This window comes from Ardenticatena maritima (genome assembly GCF_001306175.1).
In the GTDB taxonomy this organism is placed as follows: domain Bacteria; phylum Chloroflexota; class Anaerolineae; order Ardenticatenales; family Ardenticatenaceae; genus Ardenticatena; species Ardenticatena maritima.
The window spans coordinates 594,628-615,396 of record NZ_LGKN01000004.1 but is presented as its reverse complement, the minus strand read 5'-3'; the positions used below and the strand labels follow the sequence as shown (position 1 = coordinate 615,396).

The following is a 20,769-nucleotide window of genomic DNA, read 5'->3' as shown; positions in this document are numbered from 1 at the left end:
GGGAGCGCAGAGGATGCAGCCTGTTCAAAAGTATGTCGAGGCATTGGGGCATATCGCCACACAATTGATACGTACGGCGCGGTGGGGTGATGTTGCGGCCGACGTTGCCAATACACTCGCCGAGGTGTCCGGCGCTGAGACCGTGACGATCGTGCTCAATCAGTATGATGAAACGCATGCATGGCGTGGCGCATATGCGGCACATTACGGGCCTGAACATGATGCTTGGCCTTGGCGTGCTTCGCTTCCACCGGAAATAGCCGCGACGCTTGAGCGTGGCGCGATCTGGCGTGAGGGGCGTTATGCTTTTCTTCCCATCACTCTGCATGAACGTTGGATTGGTACGCTCGCATTGGCAGCGCCTGAGCAGGCCGAGTTCGACCTGGAAGCCTTGACCTTTGCTGAGCATGTTGCGCGTATGCTGGCGGAATCTGAAAACCGCCGTCGCCTCACATTGACAGAGCGCTGGAAGATGTTGCGTCAGGATATCCCCGACCTGGCGCACCAGCTCCATATGTACGCCAATATCGCCGATGCGCTCTTTCTGTGCGACCAAGATGGCGTTATTCTGGACGCCAACTTGACGGCGGCCACGCTTTTGGGCGTGTCGAGTGAAGCATTGCCTGGTCGCCATCTTTCCCAAGCGTGGGGATTGCCGCCTGCTGCCGCCGCCATTCAGTGGCAAGAAATTCAGAAAACATTGCAGCGCATTGGGCGTTGGATTCGGCGTTTTGAGGCGCGGCGTACTGATGGTTCAGTCATTATTTTGGAGGCGACGGCTGTTCCTTTGGAGCACGAGGCGGGGAACACCCATATTTTGGTGGTGGCGGAAGATGTGAGCGATGTCGCGCGCGCTTTTGAGCGGTTGCGTGCAAGTGAAAACCGCTATCGTGCACTGGTGGAGCATGCCCCTGACATTATCTTCGCTATGCAAAGTGATGGCACACTGTTGACACTCAACCCGGCCTTCGAGCGACTAACCGGCTGGACGCGCGAGGAATGGCTTGGGCGTAATGTGTTGGAACTTGTGCATGAAGAGGATGCACACTTGCTGACGACAGCACGCGAACAAGCACGCCGGCGCCAGATTATTCGGACCGATGTACGCTTGAAGCGGCGCGATGGCACGTATCTCTTCGCTGAAGTTACGGCTGCTCCTGAACATGCTGAGGACCAGATTGTTATTTACCATGGCATTGCACGCGATATTACCCAGCGCATTGCCATTGAACAGGAGCTACGCTCTCAACGCGAACTCTTCCGCAATTTGGTGGAAATTGCTCGCGTGACAAGCCAACGCCCATCTCTGGAAGCGACATTGCATGATATGCTCGATGTGGCTTGTTCGGTCACGGGCGCAGCGCGTGGCAGTGTCTTTTTGCTCGACCGCAATGGGCGCGTTACACACAGCATCCTGGCGCGCGAACAAGCCGATGAAGAGGAGAAAATCCGCCTGGCAACGCGCGCCGTCAAGAGCGGTGTGGCTGGGTTGGCGGTGCGTGAAAAGCGGGTGATTCGGATTGACGATATCGCCAACGACCCCCGCTGGGAAAAATTCCCCAATGCGCCCTTTATGGAAGGCTCGGCGCTGGCCGTCCCCATCTCGCATGATGAGGAAGTGCTTGGTGTGATGACACTCCTCGCTGGGCAACCCCATTTCTTTGATGAGGAGGATGTGGCATTGATGCAGGCAGCCGCCGACCAGATGGCGTTGGCGGTGCGCAACGCCCAATTGTATGAAGAACAGCGACAACTCATTCATGATTTGGAGCTGGCGCGCGATGCTGCGGAAGCCGCCAGCCGTGCCAAAAGCGCTTTTCTGGCCAACATCAGCCACGAACTGCGGACGCCGCTCACTGTCATCATTGGCTATGCGGAAATGCTCCTCGAAGACGCTCAGGATTTGGGCGATTCGCATTTGATACGCGGCTTGGAGCGAGTGTTGAATGCGGCACAACACCTTTTGAGTGTGGTGAATGATTTGCTCAACCTGGCCAAAATCGAAGCGGGCATCTCCGAGATAGATGTCCAGACCGTAGCCGTCACTGACCTGTTGGTCTCTCTTGAACAGCATATCGAACCACTCATTGCCGCCAGCACCAATACATTTGCCCTGGAAGTGAACGATAACGTTGGTGAATTTGTGGGCGATGTCGTCAAATTGCGCCAAATCTTGCTCAATTTGCTCAGTAATGCCATCAAGTTTACTGATGAGGGTACGATTACGTTGCGGGTATGGCGTGAAAACGATGGCGAACGGGAGATGCTCTCATTTGAGGTGCATGACACCGGTATTGGTATTCCGAGTGAACACTTGCAAAACCTGTTTGACCCATTCTACCAGGTCCATACCGACCGCAACCGCAAACACGGCGGTACTGGGCTTGGCTTGGCAATTAGCCAGCGGTACGCGCAACTGATGGGAGGGCGTATTACTGTCTCCAGCGAAGTGGGGAAAGGCTCGGTTTTCACGGTACGTGTCCCGGCAGTCGTCAAAACAGCACAACAATCGTATGAAGGAAAAAGGAGCATTGAGCAATGAACGCGACCCAACCCAAGCGACGTATTCTTGTTCTGGAAGATGATGAAGACTTGCGATTTATTTATGCCCGCACGATGCGCCGCGCTGGATTTGAGGTGCGGGAAGCGGCGACGCTTGCCGACGCCAACCGCTTCATTGATAACGAGCATTTTGATGTCGTCTTCTTCGATATTCGCCTGGAAGGTGAGCGTTCGACGGATATTTTGCGTGCGCGTGCACAAGAATTGCGCAAAAAAGGCACCTATATCATCGTTATCTCCGCTGAATCCCAATACGCCGACCTTGCCGAGGAATTGGGCGCCCATTTCTTTTTGGTGAAACCGGTTGAATTAAGCTCGCTGGTCACATTGGTGGAGCGCCTGTTGAGCGACCCTGAAGGTGCAAATAGCTAAGATGCATGCTTACCGCTATGCTGATGTCTTGCTCCAAATCGTTCATCACCACCCCCGTTTGGCGTTGGCATTGACTGATGCGCATTTGCGTATCCAGCATGCCAACGCCACGTTTTGCGCCTGGGTAGGTGATGAGTGTGTATCCGTCGAGCAGGTAGCGCTTCCCGAATTGTTGCCGGTATTGGTGGGGCTTGAACAACACTTGTTCCGTTTGGCAACAGAAGGTGGAACACCCTACACCTTGCCCTATGTGGCGCACAATGGGCGCGTTTTTGATCTCACCATCGAGCCGGTGCACCACCTGGGGGCTGATGAAGAACCGCTCTTGCTGGTCACACTCCACGATGTCACAGACCGCGCCCGCATTGAGCAAGAATGGCGGCAGCAGCGCAATGAATTGATGATGCAACGCGCGGCATTGCGCCGTGCTCGTGATCATCTTGATTATGTGCTGCGCCGTTTTGTGCCTTCCTCAGTCGCTGATGCGCTCATCGAAGGCACACATACACCAGCCCCCGTGGGCGAAAAACAGACCGCCACCATGTTTTTTGCCGATGCACGTGGCTTCACTGCTGTCGCCGAAACGTGCACGGTTGAGGAATTGTTCGACATGCTCAACGCCCATTGGGCTATCCTGGTGCGCGAAATTCGTGCCGAGGGGGGCACTGTTGTGCAATATGCCGGCGACATGATTATGGCTGCGTTCAACGTGCCCGACCCCATGTCCGACCATGCCCTGCGCGCGGCGCGTGCAGCATTCAAGGCGCGCGCGGCGCTGGAAACGTTCGCGGCGCAAATCGCCGAAAGCGGGTTGCCGCCATTGCGCTTTGGGTTTGGCTTGCACACAGGAAGCATTATGGCGGGATATGTGGGGGGCGGTGATTTTTATCAATACGCCACTATTGGTGATACAACCAATGTCGCCTTTTACTTGTGTACACAAGCACCGCCGGGCGCTATTTACGCCAGCCATACCACGTGGGCGTTGTTGGGCACACAGGTAGAAGCGCGTTTCGTTGCGCAACACATGGTCAAGAAACGCCGTGAGCCTATTTTGGTGTATGAATTGACCGCCTTGCGGGCTTCTCCCTCTTCCTGATTGTGATTGTTGATGCATTCTTCCCCTCTGTGAAGGAGTTTTGTCCCCCCAAAATAGCCATATTGGTTTATTGAAATCATGGTGGGGATGGGCGTATGGTATACATGCCTGACATCGCCGACAGTATCGAGTTTATGGGGGGGAGCCATGTTGACACGCCGCACATTCCTCAAAGCCGTTGCCGCTCTGGCGCTTGCACAGCCCTGGAAGACAACATTCAACGCAGATGCACGTCCCACATCACGTTTGCATGGCAAAACACTGGAAGGTTGGTCGGTGGTTGTGGGAGACGGTGTGTATGCCGCGCCGGGCGAAGCGCCGGTCAGCCTGGATGATATCGCCACCACGCACTCGCGCCGTTCCTCGCTTGTGCAGGCAAATATCCACCACCGCCGCATCATGGCGCATAACATCACCTTCTTGCGCGTGGTGGATGACCGCACACTGCACGCAGCCCACGAATGCCGCTACACGTTCCGTTTGCCGTTCACGCCTTCAATTGAAGCGCCCGAAATGAACGGGGAAACGGTCGAGGGCGGCTTGTTCGTGTGGGACGGCGCCAATACGCGCATGGACTATGGGCTGGCGTTTCAGTGGGTTATCAACCCATGGTCGCCGTCGTTTGGCGAATTGCGGGCGTGGTCGGGTGAAAATGGGGGGATGTGGGTGCCTATCGGTTCACTCGCGCCCGATACCCGCTGGCACCGTGTGCGCTACTGGCTGGATATTCCGTCTGGCGTCGCTCGTTTGCGGATTGATCAGCACATGTTTGAATTACCCGTCGCCGCTACACCCAAAAACGAACAGTGGGGAACCGAAATTGCCGCTCGTTTGCAATTTGAGGTGATTAGCCTCTACCCCGGCGAAACCGGGACGGGTGCCATGCACGCGGTTGAAGTGAGAGACTGGCGTTGGGAGTGGTAAGCAGAGCCGTCAATGCCTTCGGGGGGCGCGCCCCCCGTTTTTGTTGTCAAGCCACAAGGCGTGAGGGGGCTGTGGGCAAGGTGCGTCTTTTAGCGGAAACGCCAACGCATGAAGAGGACAAGCAGAAGTGCCGCGAGCACCATGCCCCAGCGGGCGATACGTTGGGCTGAGGTGTCGTGCAAGGTGCGAATCGTCGTCTTGGGTGTCGGGGCGCGAAAGGCGCGCGCTTCGAGCGCCATGGCGCGTTCTTCCACGTCTTGCAGGGCGCTGATGACCAGCGGCCCGAACAGCGGTAAGAGGGCACGCATGCGCTGAATGAGCGTGCCGCTGGTCTGCAAGCCGCGCGCTTGTTGCGCCATCATAATGGTTTGCAAGCGGTCGTACATGCGCGGCAGAAGCGAAAGCACCGCAAGCAGCAGGTAGGCGAGTTCGTGCGAAAGCCCCAGTTGCTCCAACCCCAGTACAAAGTCCGCAGGATGCGTGGTGAGGAACAGCAGCAAGAACGCGGCGACCGCAAGCACTAACCGTGTGGCGATGACCGCCGAAAAAGCCAGCCCGTCGGCGCTCAGGCGCAGCAGCCCCCATTCCCACAGAACGTTGGTGGTGTTGGGCCAGAGAAAGCCGTTGATGAGGAACATGGAAAGCAGGAAGGGGGCTGAGATGAGCAAAAGGCGGCGCGCCCATGTGCGAAACGTCATATCGCCGTCGGTGCGCGCCGCCAGTGCCAGTATGCCCAACAGGAGCACCGCCCAGAGCCAGGCGTGGGGCATGCGTTGCCATGGCAAACCGGCCAGCACCAGAAGAGCAAGGCACCCGCTCACTTTCGTAAGCGGGTGCAGGCGGTGCAAGAACCCGTTTCCGGGTAGGTACAGGCCGGTTTGCATTGCGGTTAGTCCACCACTTTGTCGCCTTGTGGGAATTGGAGCACTTGTTGACGCGGCAGGGCGCGCACAATGGCAAAAACAATCAGGTAGGTAATGAGTTTATCCAGCGGGTCGCTCACAATGCCTTGCCCAATCACCGATTGCCAGAGCCCCAAGCCGGTGCTGCGGAAGAACGCCACCAGCGCATCGGTGCCGCCGCCGGTGACGCCGCCAAAGACAATCGTGGCAATCGGGGCGCTGATGAGCGCCGCCACGACACCCGTAATCAGGCCGGCCAGCGCCACCCGCGCCGGAGATTTCATCCACCCATTGGCGCCAAAATAGCCCGCCAGCAGACCAATGGCCGCCGCCGTCAGGGCGAATGGAATCCACGTGGGGCTGTCCAGAACGCCAAGCAACACGTTGTTGATGACGCCCGTCAGTGCGCCGGGAATGGGACCGGCAAGGACGCCCGTCAACACCGTCCCAATGCTGTCAAGGTAGAGTGGCAGTTTGAGCGCCGCGATGAGTTTCCCACCGACAAAGTTGATGACAACACCGACAACCATCAAAGCCAGCGTGCGCGAATCAAAGCGTGTCATATGCGACCCTCCCTCTTGTGGAAAGTTGATCAAATAGCAAAGTTAGAGGCGGCGCAAAGATACGTAAAAGTGGCGATTTGACAACTTTTTGTTGTCATGGTGTGGACACGTGTTGCAAGGCCTGCTCGGCTTCGTGATAGGTGGGACGCAATCGTAGCGCACGCTCAAAATCGGCGCGCGCCCCGTCAATATCGCCCAGCGCCGTACGCGCCATCCCGCGCCAGTACCACGATTCTTCGAGGTCGTTGCTGGTTTTCAGGTTGGCGTCGGCAAGCGCGAGCACATCTTCGTAGCGCCCCGCGGCATAATAGGCTTCAAACGGGCCAAATTGATACCAGAGCATGCGCCACGGCAAGCCAAGCACCCGCGCCCGGTCGTAGGCTTCAACAGCGCCCGCAATGTCTCCTGTTCGCAAGCGGCTGGTGCCCAGGTTGAACCAGGCGAACGCATCATCGGGCGCGGCGGTAACCGCGGCTTCTGCCTGAGCGAGCGAGTGCGCCCACATGTTCGCCGAATCGGAGAGCGGTCCGAGGACTGCGCGCAACGCATCGGCGCGCTCCGGCGGTGCCACCACCACGTAGGTGCGGTTGAAGACGCGCCAGAGCGCGTCGGTTTCCGCGTAGGGCAAGCGCAGGTTTGGCCCATTGTATGAGTCGTTGGCGATGAAGACACCTTCGGCGTCGTCATAGCCGATGAGCAGGCGATAATGCCCCATGCCGTCGTCCGGTTCTGGCAGAAACCATGTTTCGATAATCACGGGAAATTGCGCGGCGAGCAGCCGTTTCAACAGAGGAAGGTCGCCGGCTACACCCACATGCGCCACAAATCCCACCCGCTCGGCGTATGCCGCCAACTCTTCGGGGCTGACGTTTTTGTCGTCGGGGTTGGGTTTCAGAAAGGGGGCGGTTTGGTCTTGTGTATCCGGTCGCCCGAAGAAACTGAGCGCCATGCCAATCGTGACAGGTCCGCAGTTGTTCCAGCGCTGGTATTCATGGCGCACACCCGACAGCATGACGTGCGTGGGGAGCGGCGGCCAGGTGGGCGTCGGGGTGGCGTGTGCGGCGCTGGGCGTGGGGGGAGGCGGTGTGGGGGGCGTGGCGGTCGGCGGTGCCGCGTCTGGTGTTTGGACGAGTGCGGCGAGGACGGGTGTGGGCACAAATTCAGGGTGCGGCTGGTGTTTGCGCCACTCGGTTTCAATGTAGCGTGGAAGGTAGCGCACACGCGCCGGCATGCGCTCCCAATTCAACCAGATAAGCGGGACACCGACCACCACGAACAACATACCGAAAAAGAGCACCGCGCTTGCCCACGAAACGTGGTAGCCTGTGCGTTCGGGGGGCTTCACATTGGGGGTGGTCTGTTTTTTGAAAGTCATAAGCACCTACCTGCGTGTCAAGGGGCATACACCAGCACGCCGTCCACCTGCAATTGCCCATTCACAACGGAAATGTGCAGCGTATGGCGGTGGTCGTCCAGGTTGTCCGCCAGCAGAATCGGCAATGGGTCGGCGCCGGCGGGGTGAATGTCAATGCGGCGTGGTTCGCCGTTGTCAAGGCGTATTTCGATGGTGGCTTGCGTCTCCGGTCGCACCATGAGAAGCACACGCCGCCCTTCCACGCCAAACGTGAGCGTCGCGCCCGCTTCGCCGCGGCGATAAGCGCCCAACACGGCGCGCGCATCGTTCACGGTGTGCCATTCGCCGTTGTACGTCAGCGCCCAATGGTTTTCTTGATGATAGCCGCGATAGAGGGTTGGTTGAAGCGTGGTCAGATACGCTTTGATGGCGTCATACGCGGCGGTGGGCGTAAAATCCGGTTCAACCAGGCGGAAGTAGTATTGCGGCTGGTCTTTTTCGCTCTCATCGGCCTGCTTGAAAAACCAATACGTCATGACGCCGGTCCATGGCCATTCGCGCTGGACGCGCTCGAACGCTTCCACCGCGTAGCGTGCGCGCATTTCTTCCGGTGTGCGACCGAACACGGGCAAAATCCCCTCAGGCGTACTGTTCCAGCCCATTTCGCTCAACCAGATGGCTTTTTGCCCGTCCCCGTTGCGGCGCATGATGTCGCGAATGTAGATGGGGCGCGAGAAGTTGAGCACACGGGGGCGCATGCGGCGGTCATAAGGACCGCTCCACAGTCCATAATCTTGCACGGCGAGCACGTCGAACGATTGCGCCGCGCCGGCGTCGTAGAGGCGTTGCAGGAACAGAAAATCGTTGAAATCGCGTTGCGTGAGTTCGATAGTGGGGGCGAGCGGTGCGGTCAGCACCACCGCGTCGGGGTCAACGGCTTTGATGCACGTGTAGCCGGTGTGCAACAGGCGGGCGTACTGTTCCGGGCTGATGGCGTATGTGCCCCATTCGGGGAAAATGTTGGGCTCGTTCCAAATCTGGTAGTAGCGGATGCGCCCTTTGTAGCGTGCGGCAACTGCTTGCACGTAATCGCAGTAATCTTCCAGCCTGTCAGGCGGCGCTTGTGGACCAACCTCATTCCCAGCGGCGCGGCTCCATGCCGGCGGGTTGGACAAGCGGGCGATGATGGCGATGTTATGCGCCTCGGCGCGTTCGACAATGTAATCGTATTTGCGCCAGGCGTTGCGGATTTCGTGATTGCGTAAATCCACAAACCAGCCTTTGCGGTGAATTTCAAGGTCTTCCCACGGGAATTCTTGACGAATCCACCGGAAGCCGGCTTCTTCAATCATCTGCAGCGTGCGCTCCACGCGCCCAGGGTCGGCTTCGGTTTGCAGAAAGGTGTTGACGCCGAAGGGGTACAACCCCGCGTGGGCAACCGGTTCATACGGTGCAGCGTCTGGTTGGGGGCGCAACATGCCGCTAAGCAAGTGCCCAACCCCACGCACTTGGGCGCGCCAATCTTCCTCGCCGGTTTGGTGGCGCAGAAACGTGCTCAGGCGCGGGCGCATGGTGACCAACGCCCACCCCGTGGCGAGAACGCCAATGAGAGCGAAAACAAGCACCAGTCGGCGAATGCGCCGCATGGCTATACCCGCTCCCGCAGTTTGCGCAGCCGTTCGGCGGCGGCTTCCAGGGTTTGCCAGGTTTTGCAGAAGGTGAACCGCGCCAGCCGCCGCCCTTCTTCTTTGTTGACGTAAAACGCGGATGGTGGAATGGCCGCAACGCCAATCTCGGTCGTCAAGAAGCGGCAAAAGGCAACGTCATCATCAAAGCCCAGTGGCGTGATGTCCGTCAGGACGAAGTAGGTGCCTTGCGGCTCGAAAACGCGCAACCCCGCCTCGCGCAAGACGGTGCAGAGGAAATCGCGGCGGGCGGTGTAATCGGCGACCAGGTGCGCATAGTAGCCGCGGGCTTCGGCTTCGCGCAACGCGGCGGCAATCCCTTCTTGCAGGGGTGTCGCCACAGCAAAGGTGATGAATTGGTGCGTGCGGCGTACTGCGGCGGTGAGGTGTTCGGGGGCGATTGCCCAGCCGATTTTCCACCCCGTCAGGCTGAATGTTTTGCCGGCGCTGCTGATGGTGATGGTGCGCTCCCACATACCGGGCAAGGTCGCCAGCCGCACATGGCGGTGTCCCTCAAAGACAATGTGCTCATACACTTCATCAGTGATGGCGACAACATCGTGCTCTTGGCACAACTCGGCGATGAGGCGCAGTTCTTCTTCGGTGAAGACGTGCCCCGTCGGGTTGTGGGGCGTGTTGACGACGATGGCTTTGGTGCGCGCCGAAAAAGCCGCCCGCAATTCGTCAGGGTCGGGGGCGAAGGTGGGGGGGCGCAGGGTCACCACCCGCACGTTGCCGCCCGCCATCTCGACGGCTGGGCGGTAGGAATCGTAGAAGGGTTCAAAGAGTACCACTTCATCACCGGGATTGACGAGACCGAGCAGTGTAGCGAAAATCGCCTCGGTTGCGCCCGCGGTGATGGTGATATGGGCTTGGGGGTCAATCGTCATGTTGTAGAAACGCGCCGCATGTTCGGCAAGCGCCTGGCGCAACGCAGGTTGCCCGGTCATGGGGGCGTACTGGTTCAGGTCGTTGGCGATGGCGGTGCGCGCCGCCTCTTTTGCCACGTCAAAACCGGCAAAATCCGGGAAGGCTTGCCCCAAATTGACCGCCCCATACTGGGCGGCAAGCGCGCTCATCTCTGTGAAAATGGTGGTCCCCATGCCGTGAATGCGCGTTGCCAGATAGTGCTCGTTCATTCTCGTTCTCCGTCTGATGCGATGTGTAGTTTTGTTTCTACATGATATGAAAAAACGCCCATGCAACAACAACGATGCGTAGGGCGTATGCAGGGAAAAATCATGCAAGGAAGGAAGCCATGACAGAAGCAACACCTTTGTTCGAGTGCGTGCCCAATTTCAGCGAAGGACGCCGGGCGGAAGTGGTGCAAGCCATTTGGAACGCTATTGCGGCGGTGCCGGGGGTGCGCGTCCTCAATCTGCACATGGATGCCGACCACAATCGCTCGGTCATCACGTTTATCGGCACGCCGGAAGCGGTTGAGGAAGCGGCTCTGCAAGCCGCCAAAACAGCCGCCGCCCTGATTGATTTGCGCCAGCACCAGGGCGAACATCCCCGCATTGGCGCAACGGACGTCATCCCCTTCATCCCGCTGGAAGCGGCAACGCTCGACGACGCCGTCCACCTGGCGCGGCGTGTGGCGCGTCGGCTTGCCGAGGAAGTGGGAATCCCCACCTACCTGTATGGTGCAGCGGCGCAGCGCCCTGAGCGGCGGCGGCTGGCGGACATCCGCCGTGGCGGCTACGAAGCCTTGGTTGACGCCATTCAGCACGACCCCGCGCGCGCCCCTGATTTTGGACCAGCGGCGCTGGGACCGGCGGGCGCAACAGCGGTTGGCGCGCGCGATTTTCTGATTGCCTGGAACGTCTTTTTGACGACATCCGACGTGAGCATTGCCCAACGAATTGCCCGTGCGGTGCGCCATTCCTCAGGTGGACTGCGGGGTGTTCAGGCGTTGGGCATGTTGGTGGATGGGCGCGCGCAAGTCTCAATGAACTTGACCGACTTCCGCCATACCCCTTTGCCGCGCGTGATGGAGATGATACGGCGCGAAGCCGCGCGTTATGGCGTGCTGGTTGAGCGAAGCGAGTTGGTGGGGCTGCTCCCGCTGGATGCAGTGCTGGATACGGCGGCGTGGTATTTGCAACTGGACACGCTGACCGCCGAAGATCTTATCGAGACGCATGTCTGGCGCTATCGGTGCGCGTTGCCAGAAGGATAACCAACATACATGGCGAAGGAGGTTGCAATGCGTTCGTGGGGGGTGAAACTCCTTTTTGTCGTCCTGGCCGTTTGTGCTTTTGTGTGGCCGCTGGTGTTTATCAACATAGCCCTCGCTAAGCCTATTCATCCGTCTGATAGGCTCATTGTTTCCAGTCGTGCAGAGTTTTGGTTGTTGACGACGACGTTTGGGGTGGCATATACCTATACCAGCCTGAGCACTGTCCAGGCATTGGTATATGCGCTTGGCCTGTTTGTACTCGGCTATGTTGGCATTCGTGTGAGTGGTATCTCGTTGGGGGCTCTTGGCTTGTCGCGTCAGAAACTCTTGCAAGCAGTGGTTTGGATGTGTATTGCCTGGGCGTCAATTGCTCTCTTTCTCCGGCTTATCGGTATCCCCTTCGGAAAATTGTTTGTCCTCTTCACGAAACCATCAGTTTGGGTATATTGGGTTCTTGTGTGGTGCTTCATCAGTGTTTCTGAGGAGGTTTTCTTCCGCGGCTATGTGTTCAGCGTGATAGAACGCATGACCGAGGGCAAACGATGGGCGAGCGGGGCGCCTGTCGTTGTGAGCACGTTGCTTTACATCCTGTTTTTGCAGGGGCAGGTCTATTTGCCTCGCCAATCTCAGCCTGATGCGCTGTCACTCACAACAGTTGCGCTCTTGTTTCATACCGGCTTGGCCGTGCTTTTGGGATGGGTTTTTGCGACATCACGCAACCTGGTGTGGACGGCCTGGCTCAAGGCGGCAATTGTTGCCCCCCTCTTCCCGGTCTCGCGAGGTCTCATCATCATGGTTCTGCTCACCTATGCCTGGCAACGGATTCGTATCATCAAGTACGAACAATTGTATAAAGCCGTAGAGGCACGTTTGGAGCTTTTGAAGTTGGTGTGGAAGTGGCGCAGATCTCAGGAGCAGGAATCGCAATAAAAAAGGATGGTGTGCCAGAAAAGCCGTCAGCGCCCTGCACATGTGCGTGTAGGGCGTTCTGCTTTTCCACGTATGGTTGCAACGAGCAACAAACATTTGACAAAAGCCCACGGCGCCATATAATTGGCGGCGCTGTAACGCGCTGAGGTAGCTCAGTTGGTAGAGCACCGCGCTGAAAACGCGGGGGTCCCCAGTTCGAGTCTGGGCCTCAGCACTCAAGCGGGCGTAGTTCAGTGGTAGAACGTCTCCTTGCCAAGGAGAAGGTCGTGGGTTCGAGTCCCATCGCCCGCTCTGGATGCCACCGTAGCTCAGTCGGTAGAGCAGCTCACTCGTAATGAGCAGGTCGTCGGTTCGAGTCCGACCGGTGGCTTCTTCAAAAAAAAAGCCCCGCATGTGCGGGGCTTTTTGCTTTCTTGCTCGCCATGTTCACTGCTTGAAGTGCCTGTAACGCTTGTTGTATTCCTCATGCGAGATGACTTCCAGCGGGATGACGCCACTGTCGGTTTTGCGCGCCAGCATGCGGTAGCGGTAGGTGACGGGAATGCTGATGAGGGTGTTGTCGAATTGCATGAGTTTGCCCTTGATGCGCGGGGCGTTCCAGGTCACGCCGTCCGCCAGCAGGGCGAGGATTTCACGGGCGCGGATGACCACATCGCGCGGGAGATGGCGCAGTTCGATGGGGTCGTGCTCAAACGTGGCTTCCCACGCGGCGCGTTTCTGGGCGCGTTTTTGGCGTTCTTTTTCTTCTTGGGCGCAACGGTGGCAGAAAGAGCCAAACCCTTTGTGCCCACATGGAAATTCTTTTTTGCGTCGGCCCATGGTCTGCTCCTGTTAGCGCCGTTTGCTGCGCCCCATGCTGCTGGAACGTGAGGCGGGGCGTGACCGTGAGGCGCGTGGACGGCTGACACGATGGCTGGGCGCGGCGTGCGGAATGGATGATGTGAGTCCCAGGCTGGTCGGGGCAATCGTGCGCGAACGGCGTTGTCGTTCAACTTGGCTAAGCACGCGCCGAAATTGCTGCAAAGCGCTTTCCGTGTAGGTGCGCACATGGGCGGCTTCTTTTTGGATGCGGCGCAATGTGTCGAGTGAAGCCCCTTCGAGCGGGATGCGGCGCAGGTTGGCGAACATGCGGCGGGCTTCTTCCAGCGTTTGCAGGTCGGTGGTGGCAATCATGGGGTGGTTGGCAAGGGTTTCGGCTTCGGCGAGTGCTTGGGCGGTTTCTTCGATGAGTTGCCGCGTTTCTTCCAGGGTTTGTTGGTAGAGGCTGGCGGCGATTTGCACTTGTTCCTGGGCGGCGCGCAGGGCGTCGAGGGCTTGGGTGTAGTGCCGGCGTGTTTCTTCAAGGGTGGCGTGCAATGCTTCATCAGCCAGGGTGGGCAGGGCGGCGCGCGCTTCTTCGGCTTCGTTCAGCAGGCGGCGGGCGGTGTTGGCTTGTGTGATGAGTTCGGGTGTGCGCGCGGATTCGGGGAGCGTGTCCAGGGCGGCTTCAAGGGCGGTGCGGAGCTTTTGGGCTTCGATGGCTTGGGCAGCGATTTCCTGTTCGGCGATGCGGGTGGCTTCGAGTTGTTGGTGCGCGCGTTGTTGGGTCTCGCTGAGCAGGGCAAGGGCTTCGTTGAGGGTTTGCTGGGCGGGGGCGTAATGGCGTTTGCCGATGAGGCGGCGCACGGTGTCGAACATGGTATGCAGTTCGTGCAGGTGTTCTTTGATATCCTCGCCCAAGCGGCGGTCTTCGCGCGTGTGCAGTTCTTCCAGCGCGTGCAGGTCGGCGATGGCTTTTTGCAGGCTGGTTTCGATGTATTGCTCCGCGTTGCGAACGGCTTGCAGGCGGTCGCTGATGAGTTGTTGCACGTTTTGCACGAGTGTGAGGGCGTGCGCGGCGTCGGTGAGTCGTTGGGCGGCGCGAGTGAAGTCTTGCACGTGGAGCGCATTGAAGCGGTCGGCTTCGGTGAGCGCGTCGGTGATGGTCTCGAAGGCGTGTTCGGCTTCACGCACTCGCGGCGCGATGTCGTCCCAATTGGCGCTGGGGTAGGCTTGCAGGGCTTCCCATTCGGGGCGGGTGCGGGTTTCCCACGTGGTGCGCACCTGTTCGGCGCGCTGTTTCAGGTTCTCGAAACGGGCGGCGTTGGTTTGATGCAGGGTGCGCCAGTCGTTCACCACGTTGCGCACGTGCGTTGTCGCGGCGATGAAGGCGTCCACGGCGTTTTGGGCGGCGACGCCTTCGGGCTGTGAAAGGGCGTGCATGGCGCGCGAAAGGGCGTCGTCGGCGGCGCGGAGTGCGTTGGGCAGTTCGGGGGGACGGTAGCCTTCGGCGGCGGCTTCTTCCACGAGTTTCAGGTGTTCGCGGTGCAATTCCACGGCTTCGAGGAAGGCTTCGGCGGCGTCGAGCATTGCGTCGAGGTCTTCGGCAAGGTCGAGCACGTCAAGGTAGCGGTGTTCGCGCAGCAGGTCGTCGGCGTGTGTCAGGTGTTGGTCAATGGGGGCGAGCAGGTCTTCGGGGGGCATGACAAAGTCGTCGGGAATGGCGGCGGCAAGGGCGTCGCGGCGGGCGCGCAGGGCGTCAATTTCTTGCGGCGCTTGTTGGCGGGCATGGTAGAGGTGGGCGATGTGGGCTTTGACGCGGTCAATCAGCCCAAGAATGCCCGCCTGGTCAACCCGCTCGGGGTCCACAAATTGCAGGGGAACGCGCATGGTTTTGCCGCGTAGGTCGGCGCGCAGGGCGTCGAGTTGGCGGGCGAGTTGCCCCTCTTCGGGGGGCGTGTTCTCGGTGATGGAGAGCGGGTCCAGCAGTTCGCGCACCTGGTCGTCGGTGAGGTTCCGCACGCGCTCGTCCGTGCCGACGAGGGTGAGGTAGAGCAGTTCCCAATCGCGTATCTGGTCTTCCAGGGGGCGTTGGCGTTGTGCGGCGGCGTCGCTGAGCGCGTGATAGACATCGAACGCGTCGCGCAGGGCGGCTTGCGCCTGACGGAGCAGGTCGTGCACTTCGGCGTCGAGGTCATCGTAGAGATGCCCGTGGTACGCCTGGAACATTTGGTAGAGCGGGGTGTCTTCGGGACGTATACCGCTCAGGAGTGTGTCGAGCGCGGCGAGAATGGTGGCGGTGGCGTTTTGCACAGCGCGCAAGTGGGCGCGCAGGCGGGCTTCTTCGCGGCGGCGGGCGCGCACGGGCTCGGACATTTTCCACCCCAAAGCGCCCGCCCCACCTAGCAGACCAAGCCCCACCAGCCAGCGCACCCATGAAGAAGCGGATTGCTCGGCTTCGGGGGCGATGGCGGGGGTGGGGGCGGTGGGTTCTTCACCCGTCGCCATTTGCACCGCGCCGACGGTCGCGGCGAGGCGCGCGAGTGCCTGCGCAACGCCCGTTTCGGGGCGGTTCTCGGCGAGGCCGCGGCGCACGGTTTCTTTGAGTTGGTCAATGGTCGCGTCGTTGTCGAGCGGCGTGCCAAACAGGCGTTCGCCGTAGGTGATGACGACGTTCCACGGCGCGTTTTGGGTGGTGACTTCAAGCGCAATGGCGTTGCGTGCAAAGCCGTCTTCGACACGTGGGTCGCGCAAGCCGGCTTCGGCTTCGACCTGGTCCAGATAGGCGAACCACTCCGCTTCGCTGTTGAAGGTGCGGTCGGTGAGCAGGACGAACACGCGATACCCCGCTTCGGAAAGGGGACGGGCGGCGGTGCAGATGGCGTTGGTGTCGGGCGGCGGGGTGATCTCCAGGCGAATGACGGCATAGGGGCATTCGGTTTGCGCTGTGGCTGTCAACGTGAGTGAAAATATCAAGCCAAGAGCGAGAAGCCACGCAAAAAATGAAACGATTGTGCGCATAAGTCGCATCCTTCATCAATTCTTGGGGTTGGATGATGTGGCGTTTCAATCAATGGCGATTATGGCAACAAATGAGACGCAACGCAAGAGCAGTGTGCAGAAAGGAACAGGGCGAGGAAAAATGCAGGCGAGGGGAAGCCGTCGCGGTTATTCCGCAGGCGGCTCGTCAAATTCCGAGGTGAATTCGGGTTCTTCACCCTCGGCGGGCACGTTTTCGACAATCGGCTCAATGTAAATGGGCGCAAAGGGCTTTTCTTGTTCGACACGCGCCCAGCCGAGTTTGAGCGTTTCCAGCAACGCCAGAAACGTGGCGATGACGTCTTGCCGGTCAACATCGCCGGCAAACAGTTCCTCGAAGCGGAAACGCCCCCCCTGGCGCAGGCGCGCCGCCAGGGTGCGAATGCGTTGGCGGACGGTCACGCGCAGAGGGCGCACAACCTTGTCCACAGATTCGGGCGGCGGGGGTTTTTGGCGCAAAATATCGCGCAGGGCGGCGAGCAAATCGTTCACCGAGACGCCGTTGGGCGACAAACGGGGTTCAAGGTCGGGCGGCGGGGCTTCGCGGACGTAGGCGCGCAACCCCGCCGCTTCACGTTCGGCAAGGAGTTCGGCAATCTGCTTGAATTGGCGATAGGCTTCCAGCGCCCGCGCAAGGGCTTCGCCGTCGTCTTCTTCCTCTTCTTCTTCCTGGCGTTCCTGTGGGAGCAACATGCGGCTTTTCAGCAACAACAAACGCGCCGCGACGACGAGAAAATCGGCAACGCGCCCCGGGTCAACGCGTTCAAGCGCCGCCAGGTACGCCATGTACTCGTCGGTGACCATGGCGAGTGAGACTTTGGTAATATCCAGTTCGCGCCGCTCGATGAGGTGCAACAGCAGGTCGAGCGGTCCTTCAAAGAAGGGAAGTTGGACGGTGAATTCTTCGGTCATCGAATGGCTTTGCCTTTGCGCTTTACTGGAATTGGATGATACGCGCAAAACTTTCGGCGTGCAATGATGCGCCGCCAACAAGGGCGCCGTCAATGTCGGGTTGCGCCATGAGCGCGTCCACGTTGTTGGGCTTGACGGAGCCGCCGTACTGGATGATGACCTGTTGGGCGACATCGTCGCCGAAGCGCGCCGCCAGCCAGCCACGGATAAAAGCGTGCATGGCTTGGGCGTCTTCGGGGGTGGCGGTTTCGCCGGTGCCGATTGCCCAGACAGGTTCATACGCAATGACGAGCGTGCGGGCTTGCTCGGCGCTCACGCCTTCCAGCCCTTGCGCCAATTGCGCTTCGACAACGGCTTCATGCTCGCCGGCGCGGCGTTGTTCGATTTTTTCGCCAACAGCCAGAATGGGGGTCAACCCGTGGGCGAACGCGGCGTGCACTTTTTGGTTGATGAAGGCGTCGCTTTCGCCGAAAATGTGGCGGCGTTCCGAGTGCCCAATGATGACGTAGGAGCATCCCAAATCGGTGAGCATGCGGGCGGAAATTTCCCCTGTGAAAGCCCCTTCTTCGGCGGGGTGCATGTTTTGCGCGCCCCAGAAAATGCCGGTGCCGTCGAGCACATCCCGCACGGCGCTCAGTGCCGTGAAGGGGGGGCAAATCAGCACGCGGCGGTCGGTGGGGGCTTGTCCACCCAGCCGGTCGAGCAAGTCGCGCAACATGGCAACGGCTTCGGGCACGGTTTTGTGCATCTTCCAGTTGGCGGCGATGAGCGGTGTTCGCATGAGCCCTCCTTCTTCATCGGGTTGGTCAAGCAGTTGTGCTGTTCGCTTTTTGACGGCGCTCAGCATAGCATGAGCCGTTGGCATCGCAAGTCGCACGTTTTTGTCAGGCGCTCTCTTCTTCGGCAATGTGCGGCCACGGGTCGAATGCGGGTTGTTGTCGCCATGTGGGGGGCGTTGTGCGCCCCTTTTGCGTGAGACGGAGCCATGCCAGGTGCGCCAACATGCGCGCCAGCCGCAAGCCGCTCATGTAGCGATATTCAACGAAGCGCTTGGTGTTCGTTTCCAGAAGGCGCACCAGTTCCGCCGCCGGGCGTTCGGGGGGATGGGCGAGGGCTTGCAGCACAAGCGGGTAGTTGCGCATCTGTGGGGCGACGGTATCGCCGACAATTTCATGCACGTCGAGCATGTCTGTGAGCATCATCCCCGGACTAAACCCGATGAACCGAATGGGCACGTGTTTGTATTCGGCGGCGGCGGTGCGTGTAAAAGAGGTAATCCACGCCTTGCTGGCGCCGTAAAGCCCCGAAGGGGTGGCGGGGCGCAAATCGCTCCCGCGCCCGTAGAGATTGACGATTGTGCCGCCGCCCTGGCGTTTCATCACGGCGACTGCGGCTTGTGTGCCGTGGAGTGTGCCCAGACAGTTGACCTGAAAGATGGTTTCGGCAACGTCCGGCGGAAAGTCAAGAATGCCGCCCGCCGCGGACGTGGCAATGCCGGCGTTGTTGACCCACACATCAATGCGCCCGAAGTGGGTGCGCGCATGCCTCGCCAGAGCGTACACCTGCTCGGCGTGGCGCACGTCGCACGCCAGCCCGCTCACGTCACCATGCTGTGCAAGCGTGGCGACGACGGTATCCACTGTCTCTTGTGAACGCCCCGAAATGACAACACGCGCCCCTTTTTCAAGGAGCATGCGCGCCAATGTGTTGCCAAACCCGCGCGTCGAACCGGTTATCACGACCACAGCGCCTTGCAGTCTCATCGTTCGCCTCCTTTGGTGTTGCTTACTGCATCAGTGTATGCAACTCCGCCTCGCGCACGACTGGTGTTGTGAATCCCATCTCCCGCGCGAGCGCAGTTGCCGGCGGCCAGTCCAGCGCGGCGGCGGTGAGCACCGTTTCATCCGTCAGCACCTCATGCGGCGCGCCGTCGGCAAGCACGCGCCCTTGCGCCATGACCACGACCCGGTCGGCGATTTCCGCCACAAAACCGACATCGTGCGAGATGAGGAGCACGGTGCGCCCCGCCCGCCGCAACGCCTGCAAGAGCGCATAGAGCCGCAACAGGTCTTCACGGTCGAACCCGCCGGACGGTTCGTCGAAGATGAGCACGGGTGTTTCCATTGCCAGCGCGGCAGCAATGGTCACCCAGCGGCGGCGGTTGAGCGGCATATCGTAGGGGTGTACCTCGGCGTACTCGCTCAACCCGCACAACGCCAGGGCGCGCTCAACCGCGCTCCGCAAGCGTTCGGGGGGAAACCCGAGATTGCGCGGTCCATAGGCGACTTCGTCCCAAATGCGGCGGTGGAAGATTTGGTCATGTGGGTTCTGAAACACGTACCCCACGCGGTGCGCCAATTCGTGTGCGGCGCGTGCTGTGGCGTCCCACTCGCCCACGCGCACTGTTCCATTGTCGGGGCGCAACAGCCCGATGAACATCTTGCTGAGCGTGGTTTTCCCTGCGCCGTTTTGCCCCATCAGCGCCACCACTTCCCCCGGTTGGGCGTGCACGGAAACGCCGCGTAGCGCCTCCACGCCCGTGGGGTAGGTGTAGTGCACAGCGTGGGCTTCTATCCCCATGGGCGGGGCGGCGGCAACCGCCTCATCGGCAAGCGTCGGGGCGTCGTGCGGCCAGGGACGCCACCCTGGGCGCTCTGCGCGCACGCGCAAGGGGAGAAGCACCCCCCACCCATCATCGGGGGCGGCGTGCATTCCCGACGGAAGCGGAGCGTGCGCCGCCAAACGCCCCTCACGAAGCGCCAGCATCTCATGCAACACAGGCGTGGCGTATTCCAGCCGCTGGGTTGCCGCGAGGACATACCGCTCTTCTTCGGCGAGCGCGGCAAGCAGGGCGAAGACATCACGCGCCCCTTGGGGGTCGAGTTGGGCGGTGGGTTCGTCCAGCGCCAGCGCGTGGGGGTTCATCGCCAAAATGGTGGCAATCGCCACACGCTGTTGTTGTCCGCCGCTCAGAGCAAAAGGCGACCGCTCGGCAAGGTCGCTCAGCCCCAGGTGTTCGAGTGTTGCGGCAACACGGCGGCGAATCTCATCGGGGGGCACGCCCAGGTTTTCCAGCCCAAACGCCACTTCTTCAAACACCGTCAGCCGAACGCCGCTCAGTTGGTTGAATGGGTTGGCGAAGACAAGCCCCACGCGCATTACCCACTCAGCCAGCGGCGTTTCGCGCAGGGAGCGCCCTTCAAACAGGATGTCGCCGTGCATCTCCCCGCGGAAGAAATGGGGCACAAAGCCGGCCACCGCCGCCAAAAACGTGCTTTTGCCGGCGCCGTTCGCACCAATCACCAGCACTTTTGCACCACGTTGGAACGTGGCGTCGAGACCGTTGAGCGCCGGCGCTTTGGCGCCCAGGTAGGTGAACGCAAGGTGTTCTATGCGTAGCATGGTTGCTCCTCGTGCGATTGACCTGGTGCGCATTCTATGGGGCTC

The 20,769-nt window shown here is 60.1% G+C and carries 17 protein-coding genes and 3 tRNA genes; 9 read left to right on the top strand and 11 right to left on the bottom strand.

Annotated features, from left to right (window positions below):
- Positions 1–13 precede the first annotated feature (13 nt).
- The 4 genes from SE16_RS07535 to SE16_RS07520 all read left to right on the top strand — a co-directional run bounded on the left by SE16_RS07535 (position 14) and on the right by SE16_RS07520 (position 4,957).
- A complete protein-coding gene (locus SE16_RS07535) occupies positions 14–2,542 on the top strand; it encodes a PAS domain S-box protein (protein WP_054491591.1) in 2,529 nt (842 codons plus the stop codon).
- Positions 2,539–2,934: a response regulator gene (locus tag SE16_RS07530; RefSeq protein ID WP_054491592.1), complete on the top strand. Its 396-nt coding sequence runs from the start codon at positions 2,539–2,541 to the stop codon at positions 2,932–2,934. Before SE16_RS07535 ends, SE16_RS07530 begins: the two co-directional genes overlap by 4 nt.
- 1 nt (position 2,935) lies before the next feature.
- A complete protein-coding gene (locus SE16_RS07525; RefSeq protein ID WP_054491593.1) occupies positions 2,936–4,033 on the top strand; it encodes an adenylate/guanylate cyclase domain-containing protein in 1,098 nt (365 codons plus the stop codon).
- Positions 4,034–4,180: 147 nt separating this feature from the next.
- On the top strand, positions 4,181–4,957 hold the full coding sequence (locus tag SE16_RS07520; protein ID WP_054491594.1) for a hypothetical protein: 777 nt from the start codon (positions 4,181–4,183) through the stop codon (positions 4,955–4,957).
- Positions 4,958–5,046: 89 nt separating this feature from the next.
- Here the strand turns inward: SE16_RS07520 and SE16_RS07515 are convergent, their stop codons facing one another.
- From SE16_RS07515 to SE16_RS07495, 5 genes are all read right to left on the bottom strand, one after another.
- On the bottom strand, positions 5,047–5,841 hold the full coding sequence (locus SE16_RS07515; RefSeq protein WP_054491595.1) for an energy-coupling factor transporter transmembrane component T family protein: 795 nt from the start codon (positions 5,839–5,841) through the stop codon (positions 5,047–5,049).
- Positions 5,842–5,846: 5 nt separating this feature from the next.
- Complete coding sequence (locus SE16_RS07510) at positions 5,847–6,422, bottom strand: histidine kinase (RefSeq protein WP_054491596.1); 576 nt, start codon at positions 6,420–6,422, stop codon at positions 5,847–5,849.
- A 94-nt stretch (positions 6,423–6,516) separates the two neighbouring features.
- Positions 6,517–7,797, bottom strand: a complete 1,281-nt coding sequence (locus SE16_RS07505; RefSeq protein WP_201782264.1) for a tetratricopeptide repeat protein — start codon at positions 7,795–7,797, stop codon at positions 6,517–6,519.
- Positions 7,798–7,814: 17 nt separating this feature from the next.
- Positions 7,815–9,422 carry a hypothetical protein gene (locus SE16_RS07500; protein ID WP_054493035.1) on the bottom strand — a complete coding sequence of 536 codons (1,608 nt, stop codon included), beginning with the start codon at positions 9,420–9,422 and terminating at the stop codon, positions 7,815–7,817.
- Positions 9,423–9,424: 2 nt separating this feature from the next.
- Entirely contained in the window at positions 9,425–10,600 is a 1,176-nt protein-coding gene (locus tag SE16_RS07495) for a methionine aminotransferase (protein ID WP_054493036.1), read from the bottom strand.
- Between the two features lie 119 nt (positions 10,601–10,719).
- Between SE16_RS07495 and ftcD the strand changes: the two genes are divergently transcribed.
- From ftcD to SE16_RS07470, 5 genes are all read left to right on the top strand, one after another.
- Positions 10,720–11,643 (top strand): glutamate formimidoyltransferase, encoded by a 924-nt coding sequence (gene ftcD / locus SE16_RS07490; RefSeq protein ID WP_054493037.1) that lies wholly within the window; start codon positions 10,720–10,722, stop codon positions 11,641–11,643.
- A gap of 27 nt (positions 11,644–11,670) precedes the next feature.
- The gene (locus tag SE16_RS07485; RefSeq protein WP_054493038.1) at positions 11,671–12,573 is read left to right on the top strand and encodes a CPBP family glutamic-type intramembrane protease; all 903 of its coding nucleotides are present in this window, start codon (positions 11,671–11,673) and stop codon (positions 12,571–12,573) included.
- Positions 12,574–12,714: 141 nt separating this feature from the next.
- Positions 12,715–12,787, top strand: a tRNA-Phe gene (locus SE16_RS07480).
- A gap of 5 nt (positions 12,788–12,792) precedes the next feature.
- Positions 12,793–12,864 (top strand) — tRNA-Gly (locus tag SE16_RS07475).
- 6 nt (positions 12,865–12,870) lie between these two features.
- Positions 12,871–12,943, top strand: a tRNA-Thr gene (locus SE16_RS07470).
- A 56-nt stretch (positions 12,944–12,999) separates the two neighbouring features.
- On the opposite strand, the gene SE16_RS07465 is transcribed toward SE16_RS07470, so the two are convergent.
- The 6 genes from SE16_RS07465 to SE16_RS07440 form a co-directional block, all read right to left on the bottom strand.
- On the bottom strand, positions 13,000–13,392 hold the full coding sequence (locus SE16_RS07465; protein ID WP_054493039.1) for a DUF7682 family zinc-binding protein: 393 nt from the start codon (positions 13,390–13,392) through the stop codon (positions 13,000–13,002).
- 12 nt (positions 13,393–13,404) lie between these two features.
- On the bottom strand, positions 13,405–16,392 hold the full coding sequence (locus SE16_RS07460) for a hypothetical protein (RefSeq protein WP_060687430.1): 2,988 nt from the start codon (positions 16,390–16,392) through the stop codon (positions 13,405–13,407).
- A 147-nt stretch (positions 16,393–16,539) separates the two neighbouring features.
- Positions 16,540–17,322 carry a segregation and condensation protein A gene (locus tag SE16_RS07455; protein WP_054491718.1) on the bottom strand — a complete coding sequence of 261 codons (783 nt, stop codon included), beginning with the start codon at positions 17,320–17,322 and terminating at the stop codon, positions 16,540–16,542.
- A gap of 22 nt (positions 17,323–17,344) precedes the next feature.
- Positions 17,345–18,103: a triose-phosphate isomerase gene (gene tpiA, locus SE16_RS07450; RefSeq protein ID WP_054491720.1), complete on the bottom strand. Its 759-nt coding sequence runs from the start codon at positions 18,101–18,103 to the stop codon at positions 17,345–17,347.
- A 103-nt stretch (positions 18,104–18,206) separates the two neighbouring features.
- A complete protein-coding gene (locus tag SE16_RS07445) occupies positions 18,207–19,085 on the bottom strand; it encodes an SDR family oxidoreductase (RefSeq protein WP_054491717.1) in 879 nt (292 codons plus the stop codon).
- A 22-nt stretch (positions 19,086–19,107) separates the two neighbouring features.
- Positions 19,108–20,724, bottom strand: coding sequence for an ABC transporter ATP-binding protein (locus tag SE16_RS07440; protein ID WP_054491716.1), 1,617 nt, complete (start codon positions 20,722–20,724; stop codon positions 19,108–19,110).
- Positions 20,725–20,769 lie beyond the last annotated feature (45 nt).

Excerpts from the sequence above, each read along its gene's own strand:
- SE16_RS07455 (WP_054491718.1), bottom strand. The coding sequence starts at position 17,322 with ATGACCGAAGAATTCACCGTCCAACTTCCCTTCTTTGAAGGACCGCTC.
- tpiA (WP_054491720.1), bottom strand. The coding sequence starts at position 18,103 with ATGCGAACACCGCTCATCGCCGCCAACTGGAAGATGCACAAAACCGTG.
- SE16_RS07515 (WP_054491595.1), bottom strand. The coding sequence starts at position 5,841 with ATGCAAACCGGCCTGTACCTACCCGGAAACGGGTTCTTGCACCGCCTG.
- SE16_RS07495 (WP_054493036.1), bottom strand. The coding sequence starts at position 10,600 with ATGAACGAGCACTATCTGGCAACGCGCATTCACGGCATGGGGACCACC.
- SE16_RS07445 (WP_054491717.1), bottom strand. The coding sequence starts at position 19,085 with ATGAGACTGCAAGGCGCTGTGGTCGTGATAACCGGTTCGACGCGCGGG.
- ftcD (WP_054493037.1), top strand. The coding sequence starts at position 10,720 with ATGACAGAAGCAACACCTTTGTTCGAGTGCGTGCCCAATTTCAGCGAA.
- SE16_RS07520 (WP_054491594.1), top strand. The coding sequence starts at position 4,181 with ATGTTGACACGCCGCACATTCCTCAAAGCCGTTGCCGCTCTGGCGCTT.
- SE16_RS07535 (WP_054491591.1), top strand. The coding sequence starts at position 14 with ATGCAGCCTGTTCAAAAGTATGTCGAGGCATTGGGGCATATCGCCACA.
- SE16_RS07505 (WP_201782264.1), bottom strand. The coding sequence starts at position 7,797 with ATGACTTTCAAAAAACAGACCACCCCCAATGTGAAGCCCCCCGAACGC.
- SE16_RS07460 (WP_060687430.1), bottom strand. The coding sequence starts at position 16,392 with ATGCGCACAATCGTTTCATTTTTTGCGTGGCTTCTCGCTCTTGGCTTG.
- SE16_RS07530 (WP_054491592.1), top strand. The coding sequence starts at position 2,539 with ATGAACGCGACCCAACCCAAGCGACGTATTCTTGTTCTGGAAGATGAT.
- SE16_RS07485 (WP_054493038.1), top strand. The coding sequence starts at position 11,671 with ATGCGTTCGTGGGGGGTGAAACTCCTTTTTGTCGTCCTGGCCGTTTGT.
- SE16_RS07500 (WP_054493035.1), bottom strand. The coding sequence starts at position 9,422 with ATGCGGCGCATTCGCCGACTGGTGCTTGTTTTCGCTCTCATTGGCGTT.
- SE16_RS07510 (WP_054491596.1), bottom strand. The coding sequence starts at position 6,422 with ATGACACGCTTTGATTCGCGCACGCTGGCTTTGATGGTTGTCGGTGTT.
- SE16_RS07525 (WP_054491593.1), top strand. The coding sequence starts at position 2,936 with ATGCATGCTTACCGCTATGCTGATGTCTTGCTCCAAATCGTTCATCAC.
- SE16_RS07465 (WP_054493039.1), bottom strand. The coding sequence starts at position 13,392 with ATGGGCCGACGCAAAAAAGAATTTCCATGTGGGCACAAAGGGTTTGGC.
- SE16_RS07440 (WP_054491716.1), bottom strand. The coding sequence starts at position 20,724 with ATGCTACGCATAGAACACCTTGCGTTCACCTACCTGGGCGCCAAAGCG.